This is a genomic window from Streptomyces sp. NRRL S-378 (genome assembly GCF_000720645.1).
Lineage (GTDB): Bacteria > Actinomycetota > Actinomycetes > Streptomycetales > Streptomycetaceae > Streptomyces.
In genome coordinates this window covers 52,518-73,335 of sequence record NZ_JOBX01000005.1, presented here as the reverse complement: position 1 = coordinate 73,335, position 20,818 = coordinate 52,518, and the positions used below count along the sequence as shown (strand labels likewise).

Below are 20,818 nucleotides of genomic sequence, written 5' to 3'. Positions count from 1 at the left end.
GCCCGCCCGCAGCAGCGGGGTGCGGGCGGGAGCGGCGTCAGAGGACGCGGCGGACGGCGAGGATGTCCCAGTCCTTGATCGGGGTGATCCGGACGGGCTTTCCGGTGCGCGGGGCCTCGATCACGAGGCCCTCGCCCATGTACATGCCGACGTGCTCGGGGCGGCTCGCGGTGCCGCGGCTGAAAATGAGGTCTCCGGGCTGGAGGTGGCTGGGGGAGACGGCCTTGCCTTCGTTGACCTGCGTGTACGTGGTGCGGGTGAGGGTGATGCCGGCGTGGGCGTACGCCTGCTGCATCAGCGAGCTGCAGTCGCAGCGGCCCATCGGGTCGGGGCCGTGCGCGGCGGTGCAGCTGCCGCCCCACTGGTACTGCGTGCCGAGCTGGTGCATCGCCCAGTCGAGGGCTTTACGGGCCTTGGGGTTGGCATCCTTGGGGATCTTGTATCCCTTCGGGACGCTGCCCTCGGGGATGCGGCCGAATCCGGATCCGTCCTGGGCTGGAGCGCAGCCGGTGGTGCCGGTCGCGGACTCCTCGCCCTTGTCCGGCCCCTTGTCGTCCATGTCCTTGCCGGTGCTGGGAAAGGTTTTGGCGATGGCCGTCTGGAGCGCGGTGGCCAGGTTCTCCCACTGCGCGTACGCGTCCGGGTAGCCGGACTTCTGCACGGCCTGTGCCGCCTGGGTGACGGTCATCTGCTGCCAGCCGTTGACCTTGAGCAGCTCCTTGTAGAAGCGCTCACTGGCGTAGACGGGATCACGGATCTGCTGGGCAGTGCCCCAGCCCTGTGAGGGACGCTGCTGGAACAAGCCGAGCGAGTCCCGGTCGCCGTAGTTGAGGTTGCGCAGCCGCGACTCCTGCATCGCGGTGGCGAGCGCGATGATCTGGCCCTTCTTGGGCACGTCGAGGCTGATGCCGGTGGCCACGATGGTCCGCGCGTTGGGGACCTGCTCGGCGGGCAGATCTAGGCCCTCGATGCGGACGTCCTTGCCGGACGCGCCGTCGAAGATCTCGGTGACGTGCTTGGCGACCTCGTCGGAGTCGATGTCGGTCAGGCAACCGCTGAAAGAGCCGGAGGTCTGCACGGCTTCGGCGGAGGAGGCCATCAACATGGCCGTCCCGGCGAGCAGCAGTGGGGAGAGGAAGACGACGCCGATGCCGGCGGCGACCGCCTTCAACCGGCGCGGACCGCTCGCGCGTCAGCGATTTCGGGCATGGGTGGGGAGCAAGGCGTCATGAACGTGTCCTTGGGGGTGCGGTGTCCGGCGTGCCGCGTGCGCGTAGCGGGTGGAAGGGCGCGGCGGCCGGGGTGGGCAATCGTGAGGGCCGACGGGCGAGTTGCCGCTCGCTCCGCATGGCCGTGTCGTGGTCTAGGTGTGCCGGGGCAGGGGGTACCTCCGTGAGGCGTGGTGGGGAGTAGCCAGCGGCGGTGTGCGCCGGGCGGTTCAAAAACAGTAGGCCCGGATTGGCGGCTGACCAAAAAGTCGGCATGAGGTGCCGGAATCCGGTACGTCAGCAGCGGACTTCTTGGTCGTCGGCGTATTCGCCTCTACAGTTTTTGGACTCCCCTCGCCCTCCTCGGTCTGCGGCCCGGGCTTCTTCATGCCCAATTCCGGCCTGTGCGGGGACTCGTATGCGCGACGGGAGTTTCCCTCCACGCTTCCACACCCGAATTGGGGCCCTCTTTGCCTTTTTCCCTGCACCAGGGCGACGCTCTCAGCGTCCTCGCCGGCCTGCCGGACGACTGCGTCGACTCCGTCATCACCGACCCGCCGTACAACTCGGGCGGCCGGACTGCGAAGGAGCGCACCACGCGCTCGGCGAAGCAGAAGTACACCTCCGCCGACGCCCAGCACGCCCTGCCGGACTTCACCGGCGAGAACATGGACCAGCGCAGCTACGGGTTCTGGCTGACGCAGATCATGACCGAAGCCCACCGCCTCACGAAAACTGGTGGCACCGCTCTGCTGTTCACCGACTGGCGGCAGCTCCCCACCACGACGGACGCGATCCAGGCGGCCGGGTGGCTGTGGCGCGGTGTGCTGGCCTGGCACAAGCCGCAGGCCAGGCCGCAAAAGGGCCGGTTCACCCAGAACTGCGAGTTCATCGTCTGGGCGAGCAAGGGGTCGATCGACGGCGCCCGGAACCCCGTCTATCTACCGGGCATGTACTCGGCTTCCCAGCCCTCGGGGACGAAGCGCCAGCACATCACGCAGAAGCCGGTCTCGGTCATGCGCGAGCTGGTCAAGATCAGCCCCGAAGGCGGCACGGTGCTCGACTTCTGCGCCGGCTCCGGCTCCACGGGCGTCGCCGCCCTGCTGGAAGGCCGCGACTTCATCGGCGTGGAGAAGACCGAGCACTACGCGTCCATCGCAGCCGACCGACTCACCGAGACGATCCGTGAAACCCTCACCCAGGACGACGTGGACCTCTCCGTCTGAGGCTGCGACCGCCTTTCCTGCGCAGAATCCGACGCCGCTTCCGGCCCCGAGTGGTATCCCGCCGTGACGCCGGTAGTCCGTCGACCGGCCCGCACTGCTTCCGCTCCCCCTTTTTTTCCGCACCTCGTAGGAGGCCCCACGTTCCATGTCTGAATCCATAGAACCCTCGGACCGCGGGGAGTTGGAACCGGTTCGTATTCCGGACCCCCACCTGGAGGGAATCGAGGCGAGCGTCCGCAGGCTGATGGAGCAGTCGGCTCAGCAGGCCCAGCAGCTCGACCATCTCGCCTCCGCCCCGGCTCCGGGCGGATCACCGTTCGCCGCGTTCGGCATGCCGGGACTCGGCGGACCGCCCCCGGCTGCGCCGCCGGAGCCGCGCCCGATTCTGGAACTGGATGGGGAGGAGCGTGAGGACGAGCTCGACGCCTTGTCCGACTGGGTCGATGACTTCTTCCTCCCGGTCTACGGGGCGGAGGTCACCACCGCGGCGCCCTGGTGCCTGCAGTGGCAGGAGCACGACGACGTCGTTGCATGGCTTCACGCCCTGTGGCTCGCATACCAGCAGCACAAGGACCCCGAAGCCGGTCTCTCCGGTCTGTTCGTGTGGCACCGGGACTTCCTCACCCACGCCATCGCGGCGATCCGCGCGCCGGGCGGTCCGCTGTCGGCCTGCATGACCTCCCCCGAGCGCCCCGCCCACCGGATCCTTCCGGGGCCGCCTCCCTCGGCTCGTACGGAGAAGGCGATGGCGAGCGCGGCGGAGGCGGGCACGCCCCCTGAGCCGGACGAGCCGACGTCGTGAACGGGGGGCAGCAACCGGCTTTCGGCCTGAGCTTCGACCCCCGAGCCCTGACTGACCTCCTCCAGGCGCCCAGCGACATCCGCGATCTCACCCTCGCCTACCTGCAGGAAGTCGTGAACGCGCAGCGCTTCGGCCTCCGGCTCACGGGCGACCTGGAGGGCTACCGCAAGTTGTTCGTGGACTCCCGCAAGGACTGGCGCGTCGTCTACGGCGTCCGCCCGGCACCCGCCGAGTCCACGCACCAGCGGGAGATCCACGTGGTCGCGGTCCGGCCGCGCGCGGGCAACGACGTCTACGACGAGGTCGGCCGCCGCCTGGGCATGACCCGCCGGCCGCTGAGCGCCCGCACCCACGCGGCACGCTCCCGCTCCCCGCAGCTCACGACCCGAGGCCCCGCACCGCGACCCGCTCCGCCGCCCTCCGCGCTGCCGGGCCTGCCCCGCCCCGCACACAACCCCTCGCACCATCACGCCCGCTGAACGACGGAGCCCTGCCTATGCCCCCTGACCCCGCGCCGGCAGTCCGGCGTGCGGTGTCCCCACTCGACCATCGCATCGAAGCCGTCACCGGCCATGACGTCGACACCTTGTGGGCGTACCGCGACCGCGGCGTCCTCGACGAGCCACATGCCCACCTGGTCGACCGGCACCGCGAGCTGGCCCGGGCCGAGACCGGCGTGACCTTCTACCGCGTCCTTCTCCACCGCCTCTCCAGCGGCGAGTTCCCCGTCGACGGCGCCCTGTTCGCGCGCATCGACCGGACTGTGGACCAGTTGGAGGAGGCCGCCAACGAACGCGACGCTGCCGCCCTGAAGGTGATCACCGCCCTGGAGCCCATCGAGGCCGCCGCCGTAGCGTCCTCCGCGCCCGGCGAAACGCCGCTGTCGACTGCTGACCAGGCGGCGCTGCTGGCCATCGCCGGCGGGGCCAAGCTCTACGAGCATCTCCTGACCGGCCGGATGTCGGTGACCACTGCCTCCGGCACCCGCATCCCCTACGCCGAGCTACAGCAGCTGGAGGGTGCCGGCCTGGTCTCCCGTCATACCGGCCACGCCGTGCGCGCTGGCCAACCCGTCGCACTGACCGATGCCGGCCGCGCCGCGCTGTTCGCCGCGCGCCGGCCGCCCACGACCCATGTGCCGAAGCCCCCGGCTCGCCCCGGGGCCTGGCCGTCCACCCCAGCACGGCGGCGCTGAACTCCTGAAAGGCCCTTGTTGTCCCCCAGCGAACCGGCACCCGCCCGGAAGCCCCTGCCCCAAGTCGAATTCGACGTGGACGACCTCGACGCCGACGAGCAGGTTCACCTCGACTTCTACCGTCAGGTCGAAGTGCGGTCCGACATGCTCGTCCCTCTCGCGGAACACCACACCGCCAACGGTGTGCACAGCTACTACGTCCTGTTCGACCGCACCGCCACGTGGGGCCACCCCGGCACGCCCCAGTACGTCGCCGTGCACCTGCAGCGGAACCAGCAGGAGCGGACGTTCGCCTTCGAGAAGGCTCCGCTGCCGCTGCCCGCGATGGCGCAGTCCTGGCTGATCCACCGCGGCTGTCCATCCGATGCCATCGGCCTCGACCCCGAACTGGGTCCACCGCCGGCGGACGAGGCGACGCGGGCGTTGGAGCAACGCCTCGCGGGTGACGGCGACCACTACGCGATGGGCTACTCCTACACCAGCGACGACCCGGACGACATGGTCACCGTCGTGGCTCTGCGCGCTCTCGACGAGCGAGCCCCCTCACCGTTCCGCGTCGTGGTCGAGGAGGTCGACACGGACGCGTGGACCCACACCCTGCGCGAGGGCGGCTTCGCCACGGTTGAGGAGGCCCTTCGGTGGTGCGACGACCGGCTCAGAGGCGAGGCCGGCCCTCTCCCGCCGGTCCGTCCGGCAGCGTCATTCACCCGCCCGGCTGCCATGCCGAAGGCCCCCGCTCCGCGCCCGCCCGGCCGATCCCGCTGAGTTCAGAGCCCCGACCGGCGCGGCGGAACATAGCCGACGATCGCCGGTTAGCCAAACCGGCGATTCTGCGGACTCTTATACAGCCGCCGGGGAAAAGCCCCGGTGTCTTCCCCTCAAGCCTTATGCCTCATGGAGGTTTCTTCCGCATGCGCTCAACCCGTATTGCCATATCCGCTGCGATGCTCGGTGCGCTCGCTGTGCCGGTGCTGTCCGCCACCGCCGCAAGCGCGGCGCCCGTCGCCACCGCGACGACTGCCCTGCCGACGAGCAGCTGCTCGTCTCTGCCGCCGCTGCCGTACGAGGTCCACACGAAGGCGGTGACCATCCGGTCCAAAGCCACCACGAAGTCCACCGCGGTCGGGGTGCTTTACCGCAGCCACAAGTTCACCGTGCACAAGAAGAGCGGTAACTGGCTCTACATCACGGACAGGACGACCGGCGTAAAGGGCTGGGTCTCCGGCACGTACGTCTACCGAGACGTCTGCATGTGCCTCAGCTGACAGGCCGGCAGCAGTAACCGGCGTACCTCACAGCCGGGTTGTTCGACCGCCCGTCATTTCCCTGCCCCTGAAGTTCCAGGTGTTGTCTTCCGAAAAGGAGTTCCCGTTGTCCGACGACATACCCGAAGACACAGCGGATGTCCTGGGTGTACTCACCGAACGGATCGAAGCCCACTTCGGAATGGGCATGGATCAGTTGAGGGCCGCAGTCGCCGTCGCGCCGACCGCGAACCCCGACGCCACCGAGGTCGTCAAGTGGCACGGCCATCTCGTCGACTCCCAGGCTGTGCTCGACCGAGCGGAGGACGACCTCCTCGCCGCGCTGGAAACGCAGCCCGGTGAGGTCGACGACCCCACGATGGGCCTCGCCCAGCGCGTCAACGCAGCCGTCACGGCACGGGACGGCCGAGCCCAGGTCGTGGCCTGGCTTCTCGATCCGGATGCTCCGGGGAAGAAGGGCCTCGCTGCCGAACGCCTCGCCCGTCTCAGCCGTGGAGCCCGCAAGGGCCCGGCGGTGCCGACCAGCGCGCCGCACCGCCCCGCGGGCGCGTCGGCGTCGGTGCCGCGAGCGGGAAGGGCCCTGCTGTGAGCGTCCGGCTGAGGTCCAGCACCGCAGACGGCCGGCTGCAGGAGGTCTTCGGCGCCCCGGTCGCCGAGCTGTACGCGACGGCTACCGCACCCGATGCGCCTCCCGCGCTGACCCGCGCCCTGGAGCTGCGCTCCTTCCTCGCCCTGGCCGAGGAGCAGGTCGCCCGCGTCCGTGACCGCGTGCACGAGGCGATGGCGCCCGACCGGGACACGGGCGAGCTGTCAGCCGGTGACCTCCGCTTCGACGCGCAGTGGCTGGAGGCGGCGCTCGATGCCCGCGACGGCTACCGCGCCGCGCTCGGCGAGCTGCTGCGCACCATGCCGCCCCCCGATCAGCAGTCCCGCCCCGTCCGTACGGCGCAGCCGGTGGTCGCCGCCGCCCTGCCCCCGTCCCTTGCCGCCCCGGGCCCCGCGCGTGCCGGGGCGGCAAGGGCCCGCCGACCGTGAAAGCCCCCGCTTGCCCCACTCGACGTCCACCGAGATAGCCGGACGGATCGAGGACCTGTACGGCGCACCGCTCGCCGACCTCGAAGCCCACGCCCGCGACCAGCCGCCGGGCATGCTCTCCGCCCTGCTCGGTATGCACGACGACCTCACCCTCGCCGAGCGCAGCATCGACTTCCATCGCGACCGCCTCGCCCAGCTCCTCCACCTCGAGCGGCAGATCGGCGGACACGAGGTCTCGCACCTTCTCGACGGCGCCCGCCGGCTCGCCGAAGCGGTCGCCGTCCGCGACGCCCAGACCAAGTCGGCCCTGGCCGTTCTGCAGAGCCTGGCGCGCGTCCCGGCCCCGGCGCCGCCCCCGCCGACTCCCTCGCTGCCGCCCCCGGCCCCGCCTCGTCCGGCCGAGAGCACGGCGCACCGGCGCTGACAGCAGGCGATTTCCCTTTACTCATCCAGGAGTTCCTCCCTTGGCCATCACCGCTCTGCCCCCTGACACCGATGCCGACATCGCCCGGGTCACCGAAGCCCTCGCCATGATCACCCCGCGATGGAACGTCCGGATCCTGCTGGCTCTGTCCGGTCCGCCGCTGCGGTACAGCGAGCTGGCGGGCAAGGTGTCCTGGCTGCAGAACGGCCAGCTCCACCCCAAGCTCAAGTCGCTGTGCGACGCCGGCCTCGTCCAGCGCACCGAACACTCCTCGCGGCACGTCACCTACGGCCACACCGACCGCGGCGCAGCCCTGCTGCCGGTACTGCCGGTGATCGTCACTTGGGCCGAGGAACATCTGGAGAAGGCGGACCGCCCGCTGCTTGCGATCGAGCAGATCGAGGACAGCCTCACCCTGCTCACCCGGCGGCATGCCGCCGCCATCCTGTGGGTGCTGAAGTCCCGCGGCGAGGTCAGCGGCCGGGCCTTGGCCAGAATTGTCATGCCCAGCAGTGACTGGACCAACGTGTACCCGCCGCTGCGGCAGCTTGTGGCCGACGGTCTGGTCGACACCGAGGGCATTGGCCAGCCCTACCGGCTGTCCGTGGCGGGTGAGGGCCTGGGGCCCGTCTTCGGTGCCCTGTCCGCATGGTCCTCCGGGCAGCCCCTCAGCCATGCTGCCCAGCACCCGGTCTGGGGACGCCCGGGAGCCGCGCCCGCCCCGAAGCAGTGGGTCAGCAATCAATCGCTGCCGGCTCCCGCAGCCTCGTCGCCTGTCCGGGTGGGAGGGGCCTCTCGCCCGACGTGGCAGAACCGCGACCTGTTCTCGCACACTGCGACGGCCCGCCCGATGGCGGCGCTCGCGGCAGGGGGCCCGCGCCGATGACTGCCTCCTTCACTCCGGCCGAACTCCACAACGCACTGGCCCTGTTGTCCTCGCCGGGCCTGATACGGCTGATCACCGAGATCGACGACAACGGACCGATCCCGCCGAGAAGGCTCGCCGCCACCCTCCCCGTCCTCTCTTCGCACCACCTTCGCCGGACCACCCACGTTGCCCGCGCGCACGGTCTCGCCCGGGTCGCACCCGGCGCCGGCCTTTCCCTCACCGAGGCGGGCTCGGAGCTGGCCGACGTCTACGACGCCTCCGCCCGCTGGGCCCGCCGCCACGCCTACCCGACCCGGGTCTGCGACTTCACCACCCGCCTCCAGCACTCCCTGAGCCTCCTGGTCCCCGCGCTCGTGGCCGACCGAGCCGACGACTCCCCACGCCCAGCGGACGAGGGGACGATCAGCGCCGAGGCCGCAACGGATCTCGTCCACCCCCGCGCTCTGCTGCTGCAGTGGCTGAAGGCCAACCCGCAGGTCACCGTGCTCCTTGAAGCAGAGCCGGTCGCGTGAGCGCAGGCATCACCCCCCGGCACGCCCACCACACCGGGGGACTGCTGCGCAGCATCTACCTGCCGCGCACGGTGGACGCCCTCGCGTTCGCCATGTCCACCTACGGCATCCCGCTCCTGGTGCTCGTCACCACGCGCTCCCCGGCGCTGACGGGCCTGGCGTTCGCCCTGGAGTGGATTCCCCGGCTGGCAGCATTCGGGTGGGCCGGCGGGATCGTCGACCGGCGCGGGGCAGCGGTCGTCTTCTTCCTCGCCTCCCTCGGCCGCGCGCTGGTCATCGCCGCCGGCGCAGTCCTTCTCTACCTCCACCCATCCGGCGCCGTGGCGAGCGTGACGGTGATGGCGCTCGCCGCGGTTACCGGGGTGCTCACCGAGTTCAGTTACATCGCGGCCGAGACCGCGGGGGCAGCCGCCGGCCGCCGCGCGGGTAAGCGAGCCCACCGTGTCCAAGCCGTCCTGCTCGGGATCGACCAGACCGCCACCCTGGCCGGCCCGGCACTGGCAGGTCTGCTGCTGCTCGCCGGACCTGGGCAGATGCTCGCGGTCATCACAGCGTTCTCGCTGCTCGCTGCGCTGCTGGCGCTGCGCACACCGCCGTCGTCGATCCCCCCGGCCCGCGCGCCGAAGGGCAACACGGGTGCGGGACTGCTCACCGGGTGGCGGACCATCCGGTCTCTGCCCGCGCTCGGCTGGCTCGTGACCGGCCTGACCCTGTCCAACTTCGCCATCGGCTTCCTCCAGGCGGCCGGTCCGGTGATCGTCGTCAACCACTACGGGCAGTCGACCACCGCCGTCGGTCTGGTCTGGTCCGCCGCCGCCAGCGCGACGCTCCTGAGCGTCACGCTCTGCCGGTTCGCGATCGACCGCCTGGGCCTGTGGCCAGTCGGCGCGGCCTGCGCCGCCTTCGCCTCGATCGCCACTCTCGCCGCCGCCCAAGCCCCCGACTACCTGTCCTATCTGATCCTGGTCGCCGTCCTGATGGCGGCCGAGGGCGGCATGACGGTCGTCCTGCGCACCCTGCGCTCCCGCCTGATCCCGCCGGAGAAGTTCGGCAGCACCTTGTCGGTGACCATCCTCATCCTCCTGCTGCCCTTCCCCGTCGCCGGCGTGCTCACCGCGCTCACCCCGCCCGACGCGCTGGGCCACGTCATCACCGCGTGCGCCGTCCTGCAGGCCCTCGGCTTGTTCCCGGCCTTCGTCCGCCTGCGCACCGATCCCGCCCTGCGCACCTGACCCCATGCGCTCCCCAGCCTGTGGAGAACTCCCCGCCATGTCCGTTGCCTGCCCCAGGACGCACCGTCCGAGCGGTCGCACCATCACCGAGCAGTTCCACGCCTTCGACGCGCGACACCCGCACGTCTACCGCGCGCTGGAGCGCATGGCCGCCCGGCGCCTTGCTGCCGGCGCCACCCGCGTCAGCCTCAAGGACCTCTTCGAGGACTTGCGTCGCCAACTCCCGTACGGCGTGCCCGGCCTGAACAACAACTTCACCGCCCTGTACGCCAGGCGGCTGATCGCCGCGCATCCCCACTGGGCCAGCGCCTTCGAGCTACGCCGCCGCCGTGCCGACTGACAGCCCTCTTCCCGCGCCTTGCCGTCCAACGATCCGGAGAACTCCTTCTTGTCCGCTCGCCCCCTCGTGCTCGTCGTCTCTCCCGGCGATGAGACCTATCGCGGCTACTGCCTGGAGCAGGTGGCCGCCGCGTACGACGTCGTCCTGCTGACCGGCACCGAGCCGTCGTGGGAGAAGCCGTACATCGTCGACCACGCCGTCGTCGACCTCCACGACGACACCGCGCTGCTCGCCGCGGGCCGGGCTCTGGCGGCACGCCACCAACTCGCCGGCGTCGTCACCTGGCAGGAGTGGCACCTTGTCTCCACCGCCCGCCTTGCACGCGCGCTCGGTCTGCACGCGGACTCCGTCGAGGTGATGCGGGCCTGCCGCAACAAGGCCACCGCCCGTACGCTGTTCGCCCGCCACGGGGTGCCGTCGGCCGCCTCGTTGAAGGCCCGCACCCTGTTGGAGGCGGCACAGGCGATGGCGACCATCAGCTTCCCCGCCGTCATCAAGCCCGCCGCGTTGGCCGGCAGCATCGGCGTGGGCTCAGTCGCCAGCGCTGACATTGGGATTCCACCGTGTGTAGACGCTTCCGCCAGTGCGCCTGGGGGCCAGCGTGGCCATCAGATTGTCGGTGGGGACAATTCCGTAGGTAGGCGTTGCTTGCTGGAATAGGACCTCCGTCCCGATAGCGAACATCGGGATGGTGTCGAAGGTGGTCAGCGGCGGTACGGGTGGGTCCGGCACGTCGACAGGCTCCGCACGAGGAGGTGGAGCCAGCTTCCGAAGCAGGTGGTAGAGGAGATGGGCGTCTGGGCTGTGCGGTAGCAGGTGCAGAAGCTGGTGAGCGATGGCGGTCGACCACTCCGTCACCGTGCGGTTTTCGAGTTCGCATCGGTAGTAGTTCTTGTACTGGCGTGCGAATCCATATGCGCCGATCAGAGCCAAGATCGGGTTTGAGGAATCGCCATCGAGCAGGGCTCGCTCATCCTTACGGGTCAGAATCATCCGACTGCGGGCCAGACCGTCGAGCGCGGCCTCAATGTGGTGGTATTGCCATTCGTTGACGAGGTCGAAACCCTGATCGATGGGCAGCATGGCGACTAGCGCCCGCTCGGCTCCGGCGCCTTCCCGGTCCCAGGGGATGAATAGTTGGGTTTGCCATCCCTCCTCCACGAAGATTGCCTGTCTCCGCAAGCCAAACTCAGATGTCTTATGTTCCAACGCATACATTCCTGCCGGTAGCGCGACGGAGAGCACACAGAAACCCATTCCTGGGTGGACAATCCCCTGCTTGTCAAGCTGTACAACTATGTTTCTGTCCATAGCCTGAACGGCGAGATGGGGTATCTGTTCGCGCGGGGATCCGTCCGAGCGCAGGAAGATGAAGAGACGTCCGGAGTAGCCTTCTGACAGGTCGGCGTGGATGTTACGGCTCTCCCTTCGAGCGGCATCCTCGTGGCTCTGCTGATACGAACGCACTCCCTGCAGCGGTGCGGGGGAGTCGAGCAACGGATCCAGATTGCGAACCTGGGTGCGGCCGGAGGCAGGTAGGTCGATGAGGCGTTTGTCGACCATTCCGGGCTGTCGAGCTTCCACCTGATAGATGCCGCGATGCAGGTGAGCGCTCAGGGTGTGCGTGTTGGCGGCGATCTCGCGCATAAGCGGATCGAGCACCCTCAACTCGGTAAACTCGTATGGAGCCTCGATAATAAGCCGCGTCATGGCGCGCGTCCTCCCAGGTCCACGAGATAGGTGGTGTTGTTCCCATCGGGCATCAGGTCAATTACCTTCGATGCCTTGGTCGACGCAGTCGATTCTGCCGTGATCTTCAGCCAGGCGAGGGGGAGGTCCAGTAGTGCGTCCGTGTCGTGCGGGCGGACCGGTATCGCTGTAAGAGTTTCCCCGCCCTCGTCGGTCACAATGAGATGTTTCGTTCCCTTGGGAAAGGTGACCGTCACGCTCCGTACCCGTGGATCCACGTCGGTGGCGAGGATGAGAGGCCGCTGCCTGCCATATACCGTGCACTCGCAGTTCTGGTCCTCCTCGACCTTCCATCGCCGGGCGAGGTCTTCGACTCGACGCTGAACATAAGACGCGAGTCGGTCGCTTGTGACTATCCTATTCTGACTGGCGGCGGCGCCTTCCAGCCCTTCCATCAGTGCTTCAGTGAATAGTCCGCGCCGCTCGTCGTAGTGCATTCGACGCTCCCAAGCAGCTTCCTGGAAGCCTGCCGCGAACATCACAACCTGGACGAGGCCGGTCAGGTTCTTCTCCTTTGGGTTGGTATCCCAATTCGGCTTGGTGCCCCAAGTTATGGCGTCGTACCTGCGGCAGCAGTCAAAAAGGTATATTTGCTCGCGGAAAACACGACGAGCAAGCGCCTTCCGATACTCCACTGCGTTCGCCGCCGCACGATTGTAGTGACCTTCCGCCGCATCGGCCATGAACAGCGCAACATGCTCAAGTTCCTGGGACATGCCGTGCCCGGCGAAGTAGATGTACAACCGTCGGCCGGCACCTGCAGGAGCCTCGGCTCGTGTGAGGATTTCTTCGAGCGCCGCGTCGACCTCGGCCAGGACGGGCTGCCCTTGGCGAGCTCTACTGCTCTCTATCCGTTTCACGTTTTCCCGTGGCAATCCCCCGCGGCGCTCCAGCCAATCTGCCACCCTCTTGGCGTCTTTGACTGGCCCTTCCAATTCTTTGAGGTGCGGATAGTGATCAATCCCAATGATGAGGGCGTAGTCGCAGTTCGCTGATGCACTCATGGTGCGACCCCCGCTGCCAGCGCTCGGTATGTGCCCGGAAGGTTCCAGTACTCGCTGTGCGCGGCGGGGAACGGCGCACCTGTGTCAATGTCCATGTCCCTGACCCGTTCGAAGACGGGTGCAGCCAAAAAGCTCAGAACGTCATCCGGATCGTAGATGTTGCGCCACTGTCTGACATTCGCAGGGGGTTGCAGCTTTCCAGCGGTAGTTGGCGTAGGCCCGCTCAGCACACCGAGCTCGCCGAACAGGCCAACCTGGCTTCCGACGGTTCCGAGCAGCTGGATGTCTCTACTGGTGACTTGCTGGCAGTACTCGTAGGCGATCACGCCGCCGAGGCTGTGTCCAATGAGCGATACTGGGCCGTCGGTGCCCGCCCCGCTTACTGCTTTCTCCACCCGCTCGAGGATTTCGGACCTGTTATTGAAGTAGGCGAAGGTGTCACCCAAGAAGAGCGACAGACCAGGCATTATGCGGTTGCGTAGGCCGTTGCGGAGCGCGAGTGTCAGCGAATCAGCGGCCATGTCCTTGATTCGGTCCTTGAACGCACCGCGTTCGCCACCGAGTCGGTCTTCAGCGCGGAGCGCGGATTCAACCACCTCGACGGCGCGGTTCCAACGGAACCCGATCGCCAAAGGTTCCTCACGCTTCACGGTCTCCCGGTACAGCCCAGCCGTGAGTGCGCGAGCCATTGGCGGGCATAGTGCGGCTGCTGTCAGACTGCGATCCGCGCGCCGCGCCTCATGTAAGATTCCCGTGACGACAGCAGTGACGCTGTTGGCGTCAGGCGGGTCATAGGGGCCGGTGAAGGAGGCGGCTTCAGCAGCCACTCGCCCGGCAACTGACAGCATGGCCTCGCTCAGGATCTCGTTGCGCCGCTCCACGCCCTCGGGCAGCGTGAGAAGACCGTCGAAGTCCTGCGTGTCCCGCAGCGGTCTTAGCTCCGCGAGCGGGTCCTCCAGCATCAGTGTGAGGAGACTCGTGCGAGAGGCAGGCCGTAGCTGCGTGTCTACAGTGCGCGCTCCGACATTGAATCCTGGAATGCTAACGCCGGTGTATGAAGCGGAACGGCCCAAATCCCCCCAGTAGCAAGGCTTTACCGTGAGGGGTGGCGTAGTGGCCGCGCCGAACCCCTTAGCGACGTCACTCAGCAGATAGTCGTAGCGATCACGGCGAACAGTTATGCCGTGGATGAATAGGATCGGCATCATGCCTCCCCCGTGTAAACACTGATGCGGTAACAATTTGCCTGATCAGCGGGAACTGCTAGTAAGTGTACTATTTGTGCGCATCATGCGCAGATTGCCACGTCTGTCTGTAGCCGGTGGGGAGGTGCGGAGACAACGGCCACCGACGGCCCGGGTCGTACTGCGTCTGCGGCGTGTGTCGGCACTGACAGTGCGGCCCCGTTCGTGGCGTTTGCTGGCGCCTGCTTCAACGACCGCACCCCCACCGAGTTCGTCCGCGCCTTCACCACCGCTCTCGCCACGGCGTACGAACAAGGGCCGGACGCCTACCTCGCCAGGTCGGTGGCAGGAATCGACGAGCACGAGCCCTTTCTCGCCGTCGTCCCTCTGCTCCAGCAGGGCTGGGAGATGGCCCGCCCCCGCTGGGGCGTCTTCGCGGTAAACGCGCCGGACGGGCTCGCCGGAATGGAGTTCACCACCGGCGACCTCGACCCAGAAGCCGAGCTGACCACGCGCGACGCGCGCTGGCAGCTGTGGGCCAGCAAGTCCATCGACCGCCCCGCCTGGTACGCGACCGCCAGCACCGACACCCCCGTCGCCCTGCTCACCGCTGTCACCCGGTGCCTCTCCGACCCGGCCCCGCTACCCCGTTGGCGACAGGACACCCACAGCTACATCAAGGGCATGGCCCGGCTCACCCCCATCCTGCCGCTTGAGCCGCCGGCCCCTACGCCACTCGATGTCTAACGGGCTGCCGCAGCACGCCGCCCGGCCGCCCGCTCGCAGCGTCCCGCGGTGGAGCACCACCACCAGCCGCCCGGCCCTGCCCGGCCCGCGCCGGTAAAACCGTCCCGTTGACCAGAGGTCCTCTTGCCCCTGCACGCCCGCGAGTTCTTCGCCGAACTCCGCCTCCCCTTCCCCAGCGGCACCACCGTAGGCACCACGTACTACGCCACGCCCATCGCGGGCGCACCCCTACGACTGCAGATCGGCTTCACGGACACGCAGTACAGGAACACCTACGGCGGCCTGCGCCTGACCGTGACGCACATCGACCAGGGCACCATCGACGCGGTGGCGCTCAGCTTCGCCGAACACGGCACTTTCCGCCGCCGTCAGGGGACCTTGCACCATCGCAACATGCCCGACACCTTCAACATCACGCTCGCCAGGCCGGGGCAACCCGCATGGGAGGGAGCCGACTTCACGGGTCTGCGCGATGCCATCGAGCAGTACACCGCCGTCTGGTTCCCCGGCGCGTGGACCGCGTCCGCGCCGAGCCGCGCTGCGGGCAGGACCGCCCACAAGGCTCCCGCCCCGCCAGCCGCCCGCAGTGGTGGACGCGCCCGCTGAACCTTAAGTCCGAACCCTCCGCCCGGCGCTCCGCGCGGGCTTCCCGGCAGGAGCCCCCTTCGTGTCCCCCGACCCCTTCAACAACCGACCCCACCCAGACCGTGAAGGTCCTCCCACGACATCTCGCCGGCCCCGGCCCGGTGGGCCTCGGTACGGTCTGGCCCTTCCCCTTCGACGAGGACTGGGCACCGCACCAGCCCGACGAAGGGACGGCCTACGCCACCAGCCCCTGCCTGCGGCTGTGGACCCGCTTCGTCCCCGAACCCGAAACCCGGGGCAAGGGGACGTGGACCATCGGCGCGAACCGTGTCCCATTCGGGCCGACGGCCTGGCAGATCACGTTCGACGCCACCACCCCCATCGAGCTGCTGCACGACATCCACGTCGAACTGCTCGACCTCTACCTGGAAGACCGGTACAGCGACCAAGACCTGCTGTTCGAGGACGCAACGGCACCGCATGAGGCGTACGCGCCGCTGTTCACCCGCGGCTGGAGCCTTCCTCGCGCCCGAAGGGCTCGGGGGCGTCCGGCACCGGTACACCATCGGCGGCTCCGACGGACCGGCCTGGCGAGCCTGGGGCGGATACCCGAGCGAACCGCACTGGAAGGCGACCTTCTCGCTCGGGACGCCCACCACACTCGTCGCGGCCTTCACCGCCTCGCCGATCTCCACCGAGCCGCTGCACCGCACCGTGCAGGACGTCCCCTTCCGCACCCGCAGCCACCTCTACGTCGTCACCACGGCGGCAGCGAAACAGCCGCCCAGCTACTCACCCGCCCTGCCGCCGACGCCTCCGGTCGCTGGCCGGACCCGATGACCTCCCACCACCTGATCAAGGAGCACCTCTTCCCGTGCACGCTCGTATCGTCCGTGGCGCCGTCCGATCCGCTGCCGTCGCCGCCGCGGTGACCGGCACCCTCACCTGGGCACCGACCGCCACCGCCCAGTCGTCCGAGCCGACGCCCTCGGCCTCCGCTGCCTCCACCGAGACACCGGCCCCGAATGCGGGCAGCATCGCGATCACCAAGAAGGACGCGGCCGGGGACGTCCTCCCCGGCGCCGAGTTCCTCCTGCTCGACTCCACCGGCAAGGAAACCGGACGCGGGAAGACCGACGCGCAGGGCAAGCTGACCTTCAGCGACCTCGCTCCCGGTGTGTACCGGCTGAAGGAAACGTCCTCCGGCAGCCCGCTCCACGAGGTCGTCGCCGACCAGGACGTCATCGTCACCCCAGGTGTGACCACACCGCTGACGATCACCGACCCGTTCAAGGCCGCCAAGGTTCTCCTCCAGGCCAAGGACGACAAGACCGGAAAGCTGCTGCCCGGATCCACCGTGAACATCGGAACGGGCAGCGAGACCCTGCTCACCCTGACCACCGGGTCGCAGGGCACAGCCACCGGAGAGCTGCCCGTGACCAGCCGGAAGACCGAATTCTGGGTTAAGCAGATCAAGGCCCCTGCCGGCTACGGCCTCTACAAGCCGTCGAAGACGTTCACCGCAGGCCCCGGCGCGCCGGTCACGGTGACCGTCACCAACGCCGACACCGCCACCACGCCGAAGCCCGACCCCTCGGATAAGCCGACGCCCGAGCCCACCGGCACTCCGTCTACACCTGCGGACAAGCCGAGCGGCAGCGGGACCGGCGGGTCGAAGCCCTCCCCGACGGGCACCGGCACGCCGGTCGCCGTCTCCTCGCCCACCGCAGCGGCCGGGCTGGACGACGAAACGACACTCAAGCCTCCGGCCGGCTCCCTTGCCCACACCGGCGCCGACGCCACGGCGTGGATCGCCGGCGGAGCGGGTCTCCTCGTCGCCGCAGGCGCCGTCGCCCTGGTCGTTGCCCGCCGTCGTACGTCGGCCCAGCCCGAGCCGGACGACACCGGCGAGGCCATCTAATCCAAGATCACCCACCATCAGCAGGCCCCTGGGACGTCATTCCGGGGGCCTGCTCTCGTCTACCGCTGTGTACCCGCTGGGTCCACCCCGCGCCGCCGTATGCAGCGCCACCCGCTGCCCGGTCCGGGCGTTATGCCAGTACGGGTGCCACCACAGCTGGACCGACAGCTCCAACAGGCGCCTACGCAGTACCGTCGTCCGCTCACGGTGGGCCGGGTCGGTGAGGTTCCGATAGGTCCGGTCCCAGGCAGACTGCGCGGCGATCAGGTCCTCGGGGAAAGCAGCGCATCGCATACGATTATTGCATCACGTGTTCGATTTCTGTCGCATCTGTGCAGGTAGTGGGCGCAGGCTCGGCGTCTCGCCTCACCCAAGGTTGAGCATTCTCACCAAACTTTGACCGCCGTGCGGGCCTATTGGGCCAGGGGTACCGCGCAGGTCGGAGTTGCTCACCACCGACGGCCTGCAGGTCAGAACCTCATAGCCTGGCTTGCCGCTGACACGGCTCCGTCGTCATCGTGCAGTACCTCAAATCGGCCGGCTGCAAGGTAATTGGTGGCTAGTTCACCTGATCTAATGAAACTCCGCCGTACTAGCTCGGCATTGCGCGGGTGCGGGTGGCAGATTCCGTGGTGCACGTCGGTGGCTCATCACCGGCGTCCGCCTCATGCCGCCGTCGGCGGAGCAGGAGCAAGCTGCGAGACGTCCAGACGCCACCGAGGCGTTGTTGGGGCTGATCGTTCTTCGGGCGTTGGCAGGTGGGCTGTACGGGGCGAGGACCGCCACACATCCTTGTGCAGGGTGTTGGCCTGTTCTTCGTCGGCACGAGGCTTCGGCGCTCGGGCGCGTGACACGCTCCCGAGAGGCGGGGGCTTTGTGTTCGGCCCGGCACGCCCGGGCGGAAGGACAACACCATGGTCGCGAAACGACGCGACGGCATTTTCCCGCACATCGGCACCGACACGTGGGGCCGGTCCCTTGCGGACGCCATCGAGAACACCTGCGCGGAACACGGGGTCGTGCCCCCTCCCCGACAGGCGATCACCGAGGGGCTGGCCACCGCTCTCCCGGACACCGAGATCAAGGGCCTGATCGCCAGCCGGAGCAACAAGAAGGTACTCAAGCCCTCGGCCTACCGTCTCGTGCAGGCCGGCGACGAGCAGGTACTCCTGCTGATGTGTGACGTCCATGGCGCTGCGGTGGTCCCGTGGGACCTCAACGACCGCACCGTCAGCTGCTGGTCGCCGCCCGTTGCTGAGGCCGGCCAGCGCGTCAAGGAGCTCATCGCCGCCGAGCTGGCGCTGCACGAGGCCAGGAAGACCGCGAAGACCGCCGAGAAGGAACGGGAGAGCTGCCGCCGCGCGGCCGGCGACGATACGTACGCCGCGCAAGCCCTGGCGGCGGCCACGCAGAAGCACGCGGACGCTGAGCGCCGCGTGAGGGAACTCGAAGACGAGCGCGAGGCCCTCCTCACCGCCCTCGGTGGTCGGCGGCCGCGTCCTGTGGTCCGGGCGGCGGAGGAGGACGGGGAGCCGAAGGCGGCGCTCGCTCTCGCCGAGCAGCCGTACGAGGTGGCCGTCCACATGCAGCGGTACGCCGCCGAGAATCTGGAGCGTGCCGGCAAGACCCGCGGCTACGACCTGGCTGAGTCCCTCGTGGACGCGGGCCAGCTCTCCAAGGGCATGAACGTGCTGCAGCAGTGGCAGGTCACCCATCCTGACGGCACGGTGTCGAAGCTGTGGAGGCTGGCCGCCGTGACCGGGAACAACCGTGCGCTGGCCCGTCTCAACATCTTCCGTGTGCGTCCGGAACACCTGGTCACGGGGATGCCCCAGTCCCTCCTGCCCATGCCGAAGGACAAGAAGGCCGATCCCGAGCTGCTGCTGCTGGGCCAGCGGGAAATCCTGAACCGGCTCTCCGACCGGCTCAACGAGGCCGCCGCCAAGCCGGAGACGGAGGCAACCGACGCGTCGGTCCGGGCGGGGAAGATCGCCACGGTGTCCGCGGAGATCGTGATCGGCTGCACCAAGCCGGCGGCGCTGGAACACGTCCTGCGGACGCTGAACGTCAACGACCACCTGCGCGGCATCCAGCCCTACGACGAGGATGCGCGCCTGATCGCCCTGTTCGCGACGCTCGTCGACGCATACGCCAGGGAATCGCTCCTCGCGGACGCGCTCGCCGAGGCGTTCCCCGATGCGCGTGGCGCGGACCTCCTCGACCTGGTCGGGGTGCGCGACGCGCTGACCGCCAACGGACCGCTCGACCCGCTCGCGCCGCTCGTGCCTGCCGTCGACGACGTTACCCCGGCCGTGCTCCGCGACGTCGCGGTGCGCGCCATCACCGCGCTCGTGTTCCCCGAGATCCCGCCCGAGGCCCCGAAGCAGACGAACGCACGCACCGTCCGCGACACAGGCCGCTTCTGGCCGATCGTCAGGGGCACTCTGCAGGAGCCGGCGTGGAGCCAGACGAGGGCGAAGACAGCGGAGGCACGCACCCGCTTGTGGTCCGCCGCCATCGCCCAGCTGTTCCTGCACCGGGGGAACATCCTCTCCGCCCTCGGCTTCTTCGGCGTCCCGGAGACCGCCAAGGGCGCCGGGCAGGACCCGCGGTCGCTCAAGGTGCTCCTCCTCGGGGCAGAGGCCGGTGACGCGACCGCCTGGGCCGCCCTCGTCCAGCGCATGGCGCCGGGGCTGATTCACGCTCCGCAGCCGTTCATCACCGCTGGCCAGGGCAGCGAGGCGGGCGATGGCCGCAAGGGTGTGCGGCGCACCCCTAAGAGCGCCCTCGCCGCCCTCACTCTGGCGTACACGGCAACCGGCGCCCCGAACATCAGCCGGGCACTCCTCCTCGCGTTCGCAAAGGCCGTGCTGGAGCACCCGGACGCGACGCAGCCGCCCGAGGCGGAAGACGGTGAGCCTCTGGTCTGTTACGGGGAGCGGCACTGGGTGGAGGGCCGGACGCCGGTCACCGCGGGGATGGTGATCGCTCCTGACACCGAGGGCCAGCCCACCCACTACGTCGCCGACAAGGCTTGGTTCGACGAGACGTTCCCCGTGGACCTCGGCCGCCCGGCCCCGGGCAGCCCCGGAAGCACCACCACGTCCCCCACGGCCGGGACCAACACGGATCCCACTGCCACCGTGCACGGCGCGCCGCCGGCCGACCCGCACGACCAGCTGGCCACGCTGCGACGGGAACTGCCCGCCCGTGTGGAACTCGTCGAGAGCGCCTACCAGCAGGCCGTGGACTCCGCCCACACCCTGATGACGGATTTCGAAGAGGCGCGCCGCCTGCGAGTCCAGCTCGGAGAGGACGCGCTGCCGGCCGAGCAGCGGATCGAGTGGATGGAAAAACTGACGAAGGTCCGGGCCGCGGCCCAGGCCAGCGTGACGACGCTCGAACAAGTGGAAGCGCTGATCCTTCAGGTCTGACCAGCACGGTAGAACCCGAGTCAATATGTGCCGGCGGGCTCCTCGTGGCAATTGAGGAGCCCGCCT

The 20,818-nt window shown here is 68.8% G+C and carries 21 protein-coding genes and 3 pseudogenes; 20 read left to right on the top strand and 4 right to left on the bottom strand.

Annotated elements, in window-relative coordinates; translation table 11 throughout:
* Positions 1–37: 37 nt before the first annotated feature.
* Positions 38–1,171 (bottom strand): C40 family peptidase, encoded by a 1,134-nt coding sequence (locus IH80_RS0105090; protein WP_030958030.1) that lies wholly within the window; start codon positions 1,169–1,171, stop codon positions 38–40.
* Positions 1,172–1,678: 507 nt separating this feature from the next.
* Between IH80_RS0105090 and IH80_RS0105085 the strand changes: the two genes are divergently transcribed.
* The 14 genes and pseudogenes from IH80_RS0105085 to IH80_RS41830 all read left to right on the top strand — a co-directional run.
* Positions 1,679–2,434 (top strand): DNA-methyltransferase, encoded by a 756-nt coding sequence (locus tag IH80_RS0105085; RefSeq protein ID WP_030958029.1) that lies wholly within the window; start codon positions 1,679–1,681, stop codon positions 2,432–2,434.
* A gap of 244 nt (positions 2,435–2,678) precedes the next feature.
* Positions 2,679–3,236 (top strand): DUF4913 domain-containing protein, encoded by a 558-nt coding sequence (locus IH80_RS0105080; RefSeq protein WP_030958027.1) that lies wholly within the window; start codon positions 2,679–2,681, stop codon positions 3,234–3,236.
* Positions 3,233–3,715, top strand: coding sequence for a hypothetical protein (locus tag IH80_RS0105075; RefSeq protein WP_030958026.1), 483 nt, complete (start codon positions 3,233–3,235; stop codon positions 3,713–3,715). Before IH80_RS0105080 ends, IH80_RS0105075 begins: the two co-directional genes overlap by 4 nt.
* Positions 3,716–3,732: 17 nt before the next feature.
* Positions 3,733–4,431 (top strand): hypothetical protein, encoded by a 699-nt coding sequence (locus IH80_RS0105070; RefSeq protein ID WP_030958025.1) that lies wholly within the window; start codon positions 3,733–3,735, stop codon positions 4,429–4,431.
* Positions 4,432–4,446: 15 nt separating this feature from the next.
* Complete coding sequence (locus IH80_RS0105065; RefSeq protein ID WP_030958024.1) at positions 4,447–5,196, top strand: hypothetical protein; 750 nt, start codon at positions 4,447–4,449, stop codon at positions 5,194–5,196.
* 146 nt (positions 5,197–5,342) lie between these two features.
* Positions 5,343–5,696: an SH3 domain-containing protein gene (locus tag IH80_RS0105060; protein WP_234432131.1), complete on the top strand. Its 354-nt coding sequence runs from the start codon at positions 5,343–5,345 to the stop codon at positions 5,694–5,696.
* Between the two features lie 106 nt (positions 5,697–5,802).
* Positions 5,803–6,285 carry a hypothetical protein gene (locus IH80_RS0105055; protein WP_030958020.1) on the top strand — a complete coding sequence of 161 codons (483 nt, stop codon included), beginning with the start codon at positions 5,803–5,805 and terminating at the stop codon, positions 6,283–6,285.
* On the top strand, positions 6,282–6,731 hold the full coding sequence (locus tag IH80_RS0105050; RefSeq protein WP_030958019.1) for a hypothetical protein: 450 nt from the start codon (positions 6,282–6,284) through the stop codon (positions 6,729–6,731). The genes IH80_RS0105055 and IH80_RS0105050 overlap by 4 nt, the downstream gene beginning before the upstream one ends.
* Before the next feature lie 10 nt (positions 6,732–6,741).
* Positions 6,742–7,155 (top strand): hypothetical protein, encoded by a 414-nt coding sequence (locus IH80_RS0105045; protein WP_030958017.1) that lies wholly within the window; start codon positions 6,742–6,744, stop codon positions 7,153–7,155.
* A 40-nt stretch (positions 7,156–7,195) separates the two neighbouring features.
* The gene (locus IH80_RS0105040; protein WP_030958015.1) at positions 7,196–8,041 is read left to right on the top strand and encodes a winged helix-turn-helix transcriptional regulator; all 846 of its coding nucleotides are present in this window, start codon (positions 7,196–7,198) and stop codon (positions 8,039–8,041) included.
* The gene (locus IH80_RS0105035) at positions 8,038–8,556 is read left to right on the top strand and encodes a hypothetical protein (protein WP_030958013.1); all 519 of its coding nucleotides are present in this window, start codon (positions 8,038–8,040) and stop codon (positions 8,554–8,556) included. The genes IH80_RS0105040 and IH80_RS0105035 overlap by 4 nt, the downstream gene beginning before the upstream one ends.
* Positions 8,553–9,788, top strand: coding sequence for an MFS transporter (locus IH80_RS0105030; protein WP_030958012.1), 1,236 nt, complete (start codon positions 8,553–8,555; stop codon positions 9,786–9,788). Before IH80_RS0105035 ends, IH80_RS0105030 begins: the two co-directional genes overlap by 4 nt.
* Positions 9,789–9,825: 37 nt before the next feature.
* Positions 9,826–10,128 carry a hypothetical protein gene (locus tag IH80_RS0105025; RefSeq protein ID WP_030958011.1) on the top strand — a complete coding sequence of 101 codons (303 nt, stop codon included), beginning with the start codon at positions 9,826–9,828 and terminating at the stop codon, positions 10,126–10,128.
* Between the two features lie 66 nt (positions 10,129–10,194).
* Positions 10,195–10,656 (top strand): annotated as a pseudogene (locus IH80_RS41830) (carboxylase); the annotation flags it as partial.
* A gap of 3 nt (positions 10,657–10,659) precedes the next feature.
* Here the strand turns inward: IH80_RS41830 and IH80_RS44545 are convergent.
* From IH80_RS44545 to IH80_RS40600, 3 genes are read right to left on the bottom strand one after another with little or no spacing between them, the layout of a single operon-like run.
* The gene (locus IH80_RS44545; RefSeq protein WP_030958008.1) at positions 10,660–11,838 is read right to left on the bottom strand and encodes a hypothetical protein; all 1,179 of its coding nucleotides are present in this window, start codon (positions 11,836–11,838) and stop codon (positions 10,660–10,662) included.
* On the bottom strand, positions 11,835–12,881 hold the full coding sequence (locus tag IH80_RS38875; protein WP_037878922.1) for a caspase family protein: 1,047 nt from the start codon (positions 12,879–12,881) through the stop codon (positions 11,835–11,837). The genes IH80_RS44545 and IH80_RS38875 overlap by 4 nt, the downstream gene beginning before the upstream one ends.
* Positions 12,878–13,843, bottom strand: a complete 966-nt coding sequence (locus tag IH80_RS40600) for a thioesterase domain-containing protein (protein WP_030958004.1) — start codon at positions 13,841–13,843, stop codon at positions 12,878–12,880. Before IH80_RS40600 ends, IH80_RS38875 begins: the two co-directional genes overlap by 4 nt.
* Before the next feature lie 459 nt (positions 13,844–14,302).
* On the opposite strand from IH80_RS40600, the pseudogene IH80_RS38865 reads away from it, so the two are divergent.
* The 6 genes and pseudogenes from IH80_RS38865 to IH80_RS0104975 all read left to right on the top strand — a co-directional run.
* Positions 14,303–14,909: pseudogene (locus IH80_RS38865) on the top strand (DUF317 domain-containing protein); the annotation flags it as partial.
* 26 nt (positions 14,910–14,935) lie between these two features.
* Positions 14,936–15,418: a hypothetical protein gene (locus tag IH80_RS43525; RefSeq protein WP_030958003.1), complete on the top strand. Its 483-nt coding sequence runs from the start codon at positions 14,936–14,938 to the stop codon at positions 15,416–15,418.
* Positions 15,325–15,759: pseudogene (locus tag IH80_RS45705) on the top strand (DUF317 domain-containing protein); the annotation flags it as partial. The gene IH80_RS43525 and the pseudogene IH80_RS45705, both read left to right, overlap by 94 nt.
* 118 nt (positions 15,760–15,877) lie before the next feature.
* Positions 15,878–16,237: a DUF317 domain-containing protein gene (locus IH80_RS45700; protein WP_234432130.1), complete on the top strand. Its 360-nt coding sequence runs from the start codon at positions 15,878–15,880 to the stop codon at positions 16,235–16,237.
* Positions 16,238–16,271: 34 nt separating this feature from the next.
* Entirely contained in the window at positions 16,272–17,318 is a 1,047-nt protein-coding gene (locus tag IH80_RS0104985) for an MSCRAMM family protein (protein ID WP_030958002.1), read from the top strand.
* Between the two features lie 914 nt (positions 17,319–18,232).
* Positions 18,233–20,752: a hypothetical protein gene (locus IH80_RS0104975; protein WP_051808814.1), complete on the top strand. Its 2,520-nt coding sequence runs from the start codon at positions 18,233–18,235 to the stop codon at positions 20,750–20,752.
* Positions 20,753–20,818 lie beyond the last annotated feature (66 nt).